Genomic DNA, 9,080 nt, shown 5'->3' on the forward strand with positions numbered 1-9,080 from the left:
GCTTTTGAAGAACAGGCTTATAAAAACATCAATGATGTTCTTGTTATCGGAGGTCCACCTGAATGGAAACTGGATTTTGTGCCTACTTCAGAAGGGTTTTACAGTTTCACGGAAAACCGCTATATTTACCAGTACAGAGATCACCTTGGCAATGCCAGGGTAAGTTTTGCGAAAAACAGCGAAGGAGTTCTGGAAGTTACAGATACCAATAATTATTATCCTTTTGGATTAAATCATATTCAGGGAATGCTTAGCAGTTCAAAGTTGGGAAGCTATTACAGTTATAAGTACAATGGAAAGGAGCTTCAGGAGACGGGAATGTATGATTACGGGGCAAGATTTTACATGGCGGATATTGGAAGATGGGGAACAATGGACGGAAAAGGAGAATTATACTTAAGTAAATCACCGTACAGTTACGCTAACAATACGCCCGTTAATGCAATTGACCCCGATGGAAATCTCGTTATATTTATTAATGGTCAACACGGAGGTTCAGGAGGTTCGCCTGAATATTGGCAGGGAAGATTTAGAGGTTATATGACGGTTGCAGGAGGACAATCAATGCCAATGTATGATAGATTTGATATTTCTGTAAGCAGGCAGTTAGGAGATTATAACCGTAAGTATGTTGATGGAGCAATGGGAGGATGGTCAAATACTTTTTTTGCAACCAGTAATGTAAATACTTCGGCTACGAATAGAATCAATTCTGGTTTTGACCAAGGTAAAAAAGATGCTGCCGAAATTATTAAAAATTTGGCAAGGGATGAAACTACTGGTGCTATTGTAGAAACTATAAAAATTATCACTCATAGTATGGGAGGAGCCTATGGTAAAGGATATGTAAAAGCACTTAAAGAATATATTTCTACTCTCCCAAAAGAACAGCAAAAGCAAATAAAAATTACTTTAGTTGCAGACTTTGATCCGTTCCAAGCAGGTAGCTTAAAAGTGGATCCCAATATCAAAACCCAACAATTTATCCACGAAGGCAATGATAATATTACAGGGATGGGTTGGCTTGCCAATGAACAAGAGCAAGGAGTGAGTGATAAAGACACGTATACAAATACTGGATATGGTACAGATCATTCAATTCTTACATTTTTTAATGATATTAGTAAATTACAAGAGGGCACATATCAATGGAATGGTTCTTCGTGGATTTGTACAACTTGTAACCATTAAATATTAGAGAAATGAAAAATAAAATAATTATTGTTGTAATAATTTTAATCCTAGTATTGTTGTTTTTTTATTTACGATATATTTACGGATGGTATGAGTTTAAGTTTTATAAGGAAACTCCCAAAGAGTATGTAAGTAATACTATAATAAATAAGAAAAAATATTCTTCAGATAGTGTAAATATTGTTCTTCAAATTCAAGGTTTTATAAAAAATCATCAAGAGTCTTTTCACTCTAAAGAATATGATGAATCTACTCAAATAGTAGTAGACACCATTCTATACAGTCCAGATTATAAAAAAATTGCAGTTTTCGTAATTGCTAAAAATCCTATTAACAAACAAAGAATACTTGATAAAAATTATAAATGGTACTATAACGCAGCTTGCTATCTTGGAATAAAAGAGCAAGACTCTTTTTTGTTAAATTGGATTGGTCCAAATTATACTAATTCATATAATATTGAAAGTATATCAAAAAAAATAAGAAATTACTATTTTAAGCAAAGATCATCAAGCACTAATAATAGTGATGACAAGTACAATATTGATGATATTAGATATTGGAAAGATAGTAAGGATTGGCAAAAAATAGATAATAATAAGAAGATACAAAAGGATTTTGAAGAACAAAAATTAAAAAATCCTGAAAATGTATATGAACCCACCTGATCCCCCCGCTATACAAAGTTTGTAACTTTGAGCTAACAATAAAAAATCCATTGCTTTGGACTGCCCACAAAAAGTTAGACACTTTTTATGGGCATTTTTTATGTATAGAAAAGAAAAATTTAGCGTTGTCTTCAAATTAGAATGTATTGAACTCCACAAAAATTTTCATCGTTCGATTGGATCTATCGCAATAGAGAAAGGATTTAATGAAAGCAATCTGCGCAAATGGATTATTTTTTATAACAAGTACGGATCACCGGGAACCGCCCATATTACAGATTACTTGGATGGATTTCAGTATAGCTATTTAGTAGATGGTAAAGGTCTGTGCATTACTTGCAGAACAGACACTGCTTTTGAAGAGCAGGCCTATAATAATATGGGAAAAACATTTCCCGGTCTTGGAGGAACTCCTGAATGGAAACTTGATTTCGTGCCCACCGCAGAAGGTTTTTACAGTTTCACAGAAAACCGTTATATTTACCAGTACAGAGATCACCTCGGCAATGCGAGGGTAAGTTTTGCGAAAAACAGCGAAGGTGTTCTGGAAGTGACGGATACCAATAACTATTATCCTTTTGGATTAAATCATATTCAGGGAATGCTTAGCAGTTCAAAGTTGGGAAGCTATTATAGTTATAAGTACAATGGTAAGGAACTGCAAGAGACCGGAATGTATGATTACGGCGCAAGGTTCTATATGCCGGATTTAGGAAGATGGGGTGTGGTGGATCCGCTGTCGGAGAATATGCGACGTCATAGTCCTTACAATTATGGTTTTAATAATCCTTTGAGATTTATTGATCCGGATGGTAGACAGGCAGAAGATAAGATTAAGATATTCAACAATGGAAATATAGAAAGAAAAAAAGATGACAATGCCTATGACACCATTACTAACGAAGATGAATCTAAATCTATACAGATTGCTCGGACAAATGTTTCGGAATCAAATCCAACAGGAGATTCACAAATAGGAGAAGCTAAAACAGTACCTTACAATACACCCGGTCACGACGGAGTCGCGGGAGGAACTGAGTTTACCTATATGCAGATACAAGATTATGATGTTGCAACACAAGTTTTTGAATTTGCAGCAAATAATACGTCTGTGGAATTAGGACAAGATACATTTAACTTTTCCGATGGTTTCTCTACAAATATTGTTGGTACTAATCATTCTATTAATGAAAGTGCTAGTGCTGCTGATGTTCTTGAAAATAATAATTTAGGAGGTTCTGGATTCCACATTACAAAAGATGCAATTCGGCAGGAAAGAGTTCATTCTCATCCTCCAGGGTCTGAATGGGGACCTTCAGGTTTTAATGCACATCGTGATAAAAAACAGGTGGGATATTAACTGATGTAGGTTTGCCAGGTGGCGACCGAAAAAACCACAACGCAAATATTCAAAATGTCTATCAATATACTCCAGGTGTCGGTTACTTCAGATATGACAATAAGACAGCTAAACATATAGGTAACACAAAAAAATAAAAATATGAAAAATTGCTTTTTATTAGTTTTTTTATTGCTACTTATAAGTAGTTGTAAAAACAATATATATAGTCAGAAAAACAATAGTTTATATCAAAATATTGTTAAGGCATTTATTAAGTATAGAAATTCAGAAACAGAAATCAGCAAAAAAGAAAATATACTAATAATTGGTGCTAGTACAAGTCAGAATGTTGAAAATGCTTACTGGTTAGACGTATGGTTTGTTAATCCAAAATTATTACAAGATTTTAAATATAGTAAAGTGTATGAAATTGAAGGTTATAAATTGATTATAGATGAATCACTGAATAAATCAGATATATTAAAACATTCATTCAAAGAAACAAAGTATGAAGACTTTAATCTTGCAACTAAATTAATAGATTATGATTCTAAAAACTGGTATATTGTATTTAATTCAAAAAATGAAGTTATTCGTATATCTCCACAACAAAAATCAAAAGAGATAAAAGAGATACTTTTAAAAAAGGGAGTGAAATTTAGTCAGGAGTTTGATGATAATTAATTTCCCAGCAGATATAGTGTCTCGACCATGTCCAATAATAAAAACAAACCACTGCAATTGCGGTGGTTTACAATTAGAGAGATCATTTAGGAAATATAAGATTAAGCTACAGTGCTGCCCACGGCGGAGGAGTTGCCCTTCTGGAGGAAAACAATTACTATCCGTTTGGATTGAAACATGAGGGGTATAATATTTGGATCGATGCTGATGGATTACAACTACAAGTACAACGGGAAGGAGTTGCAGGAGACCGGAATGTATTATTACGGGGCAAGATTTTACATGCCGGATATTGGACGATGGGGTGTGGTGGATCCGCTGGCGGAAACTTCCAGACGTTGGTCTACTTACAATTACGCTTATAATAATCCTATACGTTTTATTGATCCAGATGGAAGACAAGGAACAGACTGGTTTTGGGACAGTAATAAAAAAACATTTACCTATGATGCTTCACTGACTTCAGAGGAACAGTTTAATACTCTGAAAGACCAAGGTTTAGTACAAGGAAAATATTTAGGAAAGGAAGGTAAGTTTGATGTGACTTATGGCGATGAAACGATAGGTAAAGTTGCACTTTATAGCGATGGTGATTGGTTAAATATGTCTTCAGGAGATGCAAATAGTTTTGAATATCACACCTCTGATGGTCCTGAAAGTATGAGAGGACAATTTTTCACCAATATTGAATCTAGTAGAAACTGGGGCGTACAAGTTCTTGATAAGCCTTTTACAGTAGGCATTGGAGGAGAACTTACAGTAGGTGCTGGTGCTGGATTTGAAATAGGGTACTTTGGTGGCAATTATGATAGTTCAATATATATTAATTTGTATAAATCTTATGGATTAAATGTAGGTGTTGGTGCTGCATATAATGAATATACCACTAAAAATGGATATGATCCACTAACCGCAGATAATATGAATGGTAAGTACTGGAATGGTGCAGTGGGAGTTGGTCCATTTTCTGGAAATTATGGTGAAACTGCTTTAAATGACAAACAACAAAATGTATCAATGGGTGGTGCAAGTGCCTCGTCTGGTATTTGGAATTTTTTGAAAAGACCTAAAGTATCATTTGGTGGTAGTATGCAGTTTGGTACAACTTATTCTTCAAAACTTAAAAAATTTGGAAATTAATGATAAAATATAAAAATGTTATAGGTCTGATATTATTCTGTCTTTTTACCTCGGGGTATTTTCTTTATAAAGAATATCAGAAATCTAAACCTGAAAAGATAATACAAAAGAATTTGGATACTAATTTTTATGGAAAAATTGATAGTTTATATATTGACCATAACAATCATGGCTGGTTAACAATTATTTTGTCAACAAAAAAGACATTACGTTTTAATGGTTCTGAAAGGTTAGTATATAAAAAAAATGACAGTATAGTAAAGAATAAGGGGGAAGATAGTATTTATATATATAGAAACGGAACAGTAAAAGCTTATAAATACTAGATATTAAACCCATTCTCGCGGATTTGTAATCCGAGAGAAATAATAAATGAGGCTGTCTCAAAAGGGCAGTCTCTTTTCATTTGACGTTTTTATATTAGAAAATTATAGAAACGATCCCTCCTACAGGAACCACACAGCTTGTCGACAATCTTACCTATCATTATACAGGAAACCGCCTGAATCAGGTTGTTGAAAGTTCTTTAAATGACGCAGGATATGAAGGCGGAAACAATATGATTGATTATGACCTGAACGGGAATATGACTACGATGAAAGACAAAGGGATCAAGGGCATTGTTTACAATTATCTTAACCTACCGGATACTTTTTCAATTATCCTGCCCGATCCATTTATGGTCGGACAGGCTTCAAGTGCAAACCTGGGGTATTTGTATCGTGCAGACGGAACAAAGCTGCGTAAAAACTATATTATCCAAGGCAGAAGAGGGTCACCTGGTACCACCCATATTACAGATTATCTGGATGGTTTTCAGTATAGCTATTTAGATGGCGGAGGTCTGTGCATCACTTGCAGAACAGACACTGCTTTTGAAGAGCAGGCCTATAATAATATAGGAAAAACATTTCCTGGTCTTGGAGGAACTCATGAATGGAAACTTGATTTCGTGCACACCGCAGAAGGTTTTTACAGTTTCACAGAAAACCGTTATATTTACCAGTACAGAGATCACCTCGGCAATGCGAGGGTAAGTTTTGCGAAAAACAGCGAAGGTGTTCTGGAAGTGACGGATACCAATAACTATTATCCTTTTGGATTAAATCATATTCAAGGAATGCTGATGGGTTCTAATCTTGGAAGTTATTATAGTTATAAGTACAACGGTAAGGAACTTCAGGAGACGGGGATGTATGATTATGGAGCGAGGTTCTATATGCCGGATATTGGAAGATGGGGCGTTGTAGATCCGTTGGCGGAGAAAATGAGAAGACACAGCCCTTATAACTACGCTTTTAATAATCCTATTAGATTTATTGATCCTAACGGATGTGGTCCTAAAGATATAACAGGCGGTGAATCAGATAAAGCTCTGCAAGAATTGCAAAGGGCAGCAGGAAGCAGTATAACATTAGCAAGAGATGCCAAAACTGGAAATGTAACTTATACTCAAGCTGATCCCAAAGCAACTTTATCAGGAAATGCAGCTAGTGTTGCTAAAATCATAAATGATAAAACAGTTACTGTAGAATTAAAAGCAGAAAATACCGTCGACACAAGCACAGGAGGGAAATATATAGGAGGTGCATTTATGGGAAACACTATTTTACCAAGCGGAAACGTTGAAGCGATACAAGAAGTTAACCCTAAAGTTCTTGGGATTTTATCAGATGCGAACGCTAAGCCAGGAGAAGGAATCTTGCATGAAGTTACTGAAGGATATGAGGGGGCTTTAATTTCAAAAGCAAGTGGTGTATCATCCCCTGATTCATCGAGCCCTACTTCTATTTACCCTCAAGCTCATGCAGCTGCGCATCCACAGCCAGGAGTAATTACTGAAAAAGCTGAAGATGTGTCTGGTTTAATTTTGCCTTTGAATTATTTTAAACCAACGGACAGAGTTAGAGCACTACATTATGAATCAAATGGTAGAACAATATTAAAAAGAAATTCAGATGGCACGCACATACCTTAATTTAATTTTAATCACAGTATTAATGATTACAGCAACGTCTTGTAAACCAAGACAAAGTGCACAACTTTCAAATTATCCCTACAAAGTTGAGAAAATAGATTCATTGAACAATTATTATATTATTTACATATTAAATAGTGATAAAAAATATCAAATTGTTTCTAAGAAAACAAAATCTAATTGCAATATAATTAAAGTGAATCAAACATATCCTTCATTTATTTTTGAGCCCTTAATAAAAGAGAATGATTACATCCCAAAAGATAGACCTGCAAATTATCTTGATTTTGTACCTAATAAAATAATATTAGATGATTCAACGGTAATCGCAAAAGGTAAGGATCAGGATAATATATTTAAAACAAATAATTTAAATGGACTTTGTTATATTGATTTGACACCTAAGTTAAAAATTAAATAATCCCCCAGCTTGGTCACCATATAGTTATAGTCTTAATAATCCTATTCGATTTATTGACCCTGATGGGATGGCGCCAAATGATATTGTATTTATTAATAATCGAGGTGTAGAAGTCCATCGTATTAAAAGTGACACTCAATTTAAAACATATATACAAGAATCTACAAATGCAAGTAATAACCCTGCCCAAAGCACTGCAGGCTGGAAGTCAGTTCCTATGCCTAATATAATTCAACATAGACCACAGTCTAATGAAGATGTATCTGGCGCAGCTTATCAGGAAAATGACTATCAAATCGCAGCAAGAACAGGTTATTTCAATCAGGCTAAAAATTCTGGACAATTAAATTTAGTAACTGAAGGAGGGAATTCTATTCCAACTGAAGCTACAAAGGGAATTCCTGATTTAGATCCTACTTTAGTTAAAGCTGTTACAGTTCAAGAATCGAATGCGGGTACGACAGGTATTACAGATATTATGCAGGCTAATGTTCCTGGGGATTGGTCTAAGATGAAAAGCAGTTATCAATTAACTACAGGTGAAAAAACAAGCGAAACAAATTCTTTGTATGCGGGGACCAGAGTATTAGCTACAAAAGGATTTAAAGGAGGAGTTTCAGTTGATTCAAAAACAGGAAAAGCTACCTATAAATTTCAAGGATGGGCAAAAGCTGTAGAAGCATATAATGGTGGTGGAACAGCAGGCTATCAAAAAAGTGTCTTACAAATGCAACAAGAATCTAAAAAACCTAAACCCTCAGATTACTAAAATATGAAAAGATTTTTTTTGAGTTTAATTGTAGTTTTATTTACGAGTTGTAATAAATCAGATTTACAGCAAAATGTTAAAAATAAAGTTATTGAAACCAAGTTGGACTATTATGAACGTTGTAGAATATTAGTTTTAGAACAAAATACTCTTAATCAAGATTTTGGATTTACAAAAAAAGGAAAAGAAATTGATGAACAAGTAGTCACATATTTGGGGAATATAATCACCTCTAAAAAAGATACTCTAAAAATTTTAAACTCTGTTCATTACACAGGTATTTATGATGACTCGAAGAGAGGAAGTGGACAAGTGTATATTTATACTGTACATAATAAGCTTCTAGGCTTTTATAATTTAGGTTCTGCAGATGCATTACCTAGCAATATTGAGAATAAAGAGTTGATTTTTAAATACAACAATGAGAGTTGTAATCAAACTACCAAAATAAGTTTGAAAGATAGTATTCCAAGACAAATATTTATACAATGTACAAAAGAAGGCGGAGATATATATAATTTAGAAACTGCTCATAACTAAACCAAAGCCACCGCAATTGCGGTGGCTTTGGTGTTTTATAAAATGCTTTGCAGCTTAGTTTGTTTAAGGAACGCATCAAGAAGAGCGAAGACATGCTGTCTATCGTTCTCTTTTAGTTTTTGTATATCTAAAATTTTAGCACAATATTTTTATCCAGTAGAATATCCGTAGACCCGCTCTACGAAGTTATAAACTTCGTAGCAGATAATAAAAGAACCTCGCAAATTGCGAAGTTTTTTGTGTTTTATTACGTTTTTATATTAGAAAATTATAGAAACGATCCCTCCTACAGGAACCACACAGCTTGTCGACAATCTTACCTATCATTATACAGGAAACCGCCT

At 34.3% G+C, this 9,080-nt stretch carries 10 protein-coding genes; all 10 read left to right on the forward strand.

The genetic code is table 11. The features are described 5' to 3' along the window. The coding region (locus BUC06_RS22960) for an RHS repeat-associated core domain-containing protein (RefSeq protein ID WP_139263426.1) at window positions 1-1,191 on the forward strand (1,191 nt) is incomplete at its 5' end. 11 nt (window positions 1,192-1,202) lie between these two features. Continuing rightward, window positions 1,203-1,862 (forward strand): hypothetical protein, encoded by a 660-nt coding sequence (locus tag BUC06_RS22965; protein ID WP_073336925.1) that lies wholly within the window; start codon window positions 1,203-1,205, stop codon window positions 1,860-1,862. Between the two features lie 100 nt (window positions 1,863-1,962). Further along, the gene (locus BUC06_RS24405) at window positions 1,963-3,222 is read left to right on the forward strand and encodes an RHS repeat-associated core domain-containing protein (protein WP_073336927.1); all 1,260 of its coding nucleotides are present in this window, start codon (window positions 1,963-1,965) and stop codon (window positions 3,220-3,222) included. 141 nt (window positions 3,223-3,363) lie between these two features. Continuing rightward, the gene (locus BUC06_RS22975) at window positions 3,364-3,888 is read left to right on the forward strand and encodes a hypothetical protein (protein ID WP_123878634.1); all 525 of its coding nucleotides are present in this window, start codon (window positions 3,364-3,366) and stop codon (window positions 3,886-3,888) included. Window positions 3,889-4,095: 207 nt separating this feature from the next. After that, a complete protein-coding gene (locus tag BUC06_RS22980) occupies window positions 4,096-5,028 on the forward strand; it encodes an RHS repeat-associated core domain-containing protein (protein WP_228423890.1) in 933 nt (310 codons plus the stop codon). Beyond that, window positions 5,028-5,354, forward strand: coding sequence for a hypothetical protein (locus BUC06_RS22985; RefSeq protein WP_073336933.1), 327 nt, complete (start codon window positions 5,028-5,030; stop codon window positions 5,352-5,354). Before BUC06_RS22980 ends, BUC06_RS22985 begins: the two co-directional genes overlap by 1 nt. A 233-nt stretch (window positions 5,355-5,587) precedes the next feature. Further along, on the forward strand, window positions 5,588-7,006 hold the full coding sequence (locus BUC06_RS22990) for an RHS repeat-associated core domain-containing protein (RefSeq protein ID WP_073336935.1): 1,419 nt from the start codon (window positions 5,588-5,590) through the stop codon (window positions 7,004-7,006). Next, complete coding sequence (locus BUC06_RS22995; RefSeq protein ID WP_139263427.1) at window positions 6,987-7,427, forward strand: hypothetical protein; 441 nt, start codon at window positions 6,987-6,989, stop codon at window positions 7,425-7,427. Before BUC06_RS22990 ends, BUC06_RS22995 begins: the two co-directional genes overlap by 20 nt. Window positions 7,428-7,494: 67 nt before the next feature. Then, window positions 7,495-8,196 carry a hypothetical protein gene (locus tag BUC06_RS23000; protein WP_073336939.1) on the forward strand — a complete coding sequence of 234 codons (702 nt, stop codon included), beginning with the start codon at window positions 7,495-7,497 and terminating at the stop codon, window positions 8,194-8,196. 3 nt (window positions 8,197-8,199) lie between these two features. Next, entirely contained in the window at window positions 8,200-8,736 is a 537-nt protein-coding gene (locus BUC06_RS23005; RefSeq protein ID WP_073336941.1) for a hypothetical protein, read from the forward strand. Window positions 8,737-9,080: the final 344 nt, after the last annotated feature.

This window comes from Chryseobacterium carnipullorum (assembly GCF_900142785.1).
Classification (GTDB): Bacteria; Bacteroidota; Bacteroidia; order Flavobacteriales; family Weeksellaceae; genus Chryseobacterium; species Chryseobacterium carnipullorum.

Excerpts from the sequence above, each read along its gene's own strand:
- BUC06_RS22965 (WP_073336925.1), top strand. The coding sequence starts at position 1,203 with ATGAAAAATAAAATAATTATTGTTGTAATAATTTTAATCCTAGTATTG.
- BUC06_RS24405 (WP_073336927.1), top strand. The coding sequence starts at position 1,963 with ATGTATAGAAAAGAAAAATTTAGCGTTGTCTTCAAATTAGAATGTATT.
- BUC06_RS22975 (WP_123878634.1), top strand. The coding sequence starts at position 3,364 with ATGAAAAATTGCTTTTTATTAGTTTTTTTATTGCTACTTATAAGTAGT.
- BUC06_RS22980 (WP_228423890.1), top strand. The coding sequence starts at position 4,096 with ATGGATTACAACTACAAGTACAACGGGAAGGAGTTGCAGGAGACCGGA.
- BUC06_RS22985 (WP_073336933.1), top strand. The coding sequence starts at position 5,028 with ATGATAAAATATAAAAATGTTATAGGTCTGATATTATTCTGTCTTTTT.
- BUC06_RS22990 (WP_073336935.1), top strand. The coding sequence starts at position 5,588 with ATGATTGATTATGACCTGAACGGGAATATGACTACGATGAAAGACAAA.
- BUC06_RS22995 (WP_139263427.1), top strand. The coding sequence starts at position 6,987 with ATGGCACGCACATACCTTAATTTAATTTTAATCACAGTATTAATGATT.
- BUC06_RS23000 (WP_073336939.1), top strand. The coding sequence starts at position 7,495 with ATGGCGCCAAATGATATTGTATTTATTAATAATCGAGGTGTAGAAGTC.
- BUC06_RS23005 (WP_073336941.1), top strand. The coding sequence starts at position 8,200 with ATGAAAAGATTTTTTTTGAGTTTAATTGTAGTTTTATTTACGAGTTGT.